We start from the raw sequence: 1,768 nt of genomic DNA, 5'->3' as shown, positions 1-1,768 counted from the left end.
TGTAGTAACAAAGATGCTTCGATATTCAAAAAGAGAAGACGGTAATATCTTGACTGAAAGAAATGCGTTTTTATGTTATAACAGTGAGAATTTTATTCGCAGAGAAAGACAAATACCAGACTATATTTATAAAATGATTTCCTCGTCTTTTTTGGAAATGACCAATAAAGAACGGTTAAATATGTTAAATGAACTTTCAATGTAAAAGAGGCAGGTGAGGACTCTGAAAATTTATGCCTTTATAGTCTCAACTAATGAATGAAATCTTTTTCTTTAATTTGCATTTAATATCGGATATAATCTTGTGATTAAAACACTTATTGAGAAACAATGAAAATAGTAAATGGAATTATGTTAAGAGCTATTATATACAGAACTATAAATCCGGATACAAGCGAACTCAGAAAGATACCATTGTCTAAAATTCTTAATGATATGAAATTTCGTCATTTGTTTATATGTGCTATTGTCCTGACATTGAGTTATCCCTCTTTTTCTCAGTATACGGTTATCAATAATCAGGATGCGATGATTTATACTCCGATACAAATTGATCAATTGAATGAGAGAACCTGTAAATTGATCAGTAAATCAAGAAGTAAATTAATCACCGATAGTATATACGTGTACAATATATACTATTTTCAAACATTCAGGAAGTTAACCAAGAAAGATTTTCTGGATGAGCTTTTTTTCGAAAAACTTAATTTACAATCCTTATATGAAAAAGATAAAGATGGAAATGGTCTCCCTTCATCTCGATCTATAATTATCAATAAACAAGATAAGTTCATCGGTGTAAGTTGGATTCATTATTTTACAAAATCAAATGAATGTAGCCCTTTTGTTTATATTTGGGAATTACCTATCATACGGGAAAAAGAAAAAAGAAATATCATGTGTTATTTTCAAATTATTGATATGCCTTGTCGTGAAAGTGTTATTTTCGGTAGGACATACAAAAATGAAATTATAGTCTTTCATCAAAAGAAATCAGAATCGCTAAAAATAACGACAATAAAAGAATTTATTGAGAAATATTGGAATGAATATTTTGATTAATATGCAAGTTGTTGAAAATTTTTAGGTGCAGTGTAGTTTCAAGTAGCGAATGCAACTATTAACGGAATCGGCAGGCATTGATTTCTCCGGACAAAGGAAGAGAAAACACTTCTCTATCCTTTGTTCTGAAGGAATAAAATCTCAATCGACAGCCGGGGGGTACGTTCTTGAATTCCACCTATGGTTTTGATGCGGCGAGGGGGAATCTGACGTATCGGAAAGATAACCGGAGGAACAAACAGGAAAACTTTACGTACGACAATCTGAATCGTCTGAAAACGTATGGAGGCATCGTTATGGATTATGACCCGAAAGGGAATATTACGAAAAAAGGCGATGTGGGTACATTCCATTATCAGACGCCGCATAAGCCTTACGCCCTCTCCGGTGCGGATATAGGCACAAATAAAGTAAGCTTTATGCTCAAATGTATTTGTGGAGTAGGGGAATAAAAGCTGATTTATACTTGTATTATTTAAGAAATTCATATAGAAATAATGAACACACTAATTTTTATTTTGTTAGCTATGCTAACTTCTTCGAATGAACTAGAGGCTCAATTACCTCAAACGTCGATAATTGAGGGTGATGTATATATATATGATTACGCGATGAAAAAGCATAATCAAGCACATATCGGATTTATCGTTATAAATAATGACTTAATTGTTCAAGACCTTTCTTTTACAGTAAATTTCTCAAAAGG

At 32.1% G+C, this 1,768-nt stretch carries 4 protein-coding genes; all 4 read left to right on the top strand.

What is annotated here, in order from left to right:
- The coding region (locus EII41_RS14370; protein ID WP_221620731.1) for a hypothetical protein at positions 1-205 on the top strand (205 nt) is incomplete at its 5' end.
- A gap of 125 nt (positions 206-330) precedes the next feature.
- Entirely contained in the window at positions 331-1,062 is a 732-nt protein-coding gene (locus EII41_RS13505; protein WP_124790993.1) for a hypothetical protein, read from the top strand.
- Between the two features lie 167 nt (positions 1,063-1,229).
- A complete protein-coding gene (locus tag EII41_RS13500) occupies positions 1,230-1,514 on the top strand; it encodes a hypothetical protein (RefSeq protein WP_260425603.1) in 285 nt (94 codons plus the stop codon).
- Positions 1,515-1,559: 45 nt separating this feature from the next.
- On the top strand, positions 1,560-1,768 hold a 209-nt coding region (locus tag EII41_RS14365), incomplete at its 3' end, for a hypothetical protein (protein ID WP_221620730.1).

It is taken from the genome of Tannerella forsythia, assembly GCF_003860135.1.
GTDB lineage: Bacteria > Bacteroidota > Bacteroidia > Bacteroidales > Tannerellaceae > Tannerella > Tannerella forsythia_A.
The sequence above is the reverse complement of the archived record's forward strand: the minus strand, read 5'-3'. Positions and strand labels throughout refer to the sequence as shown.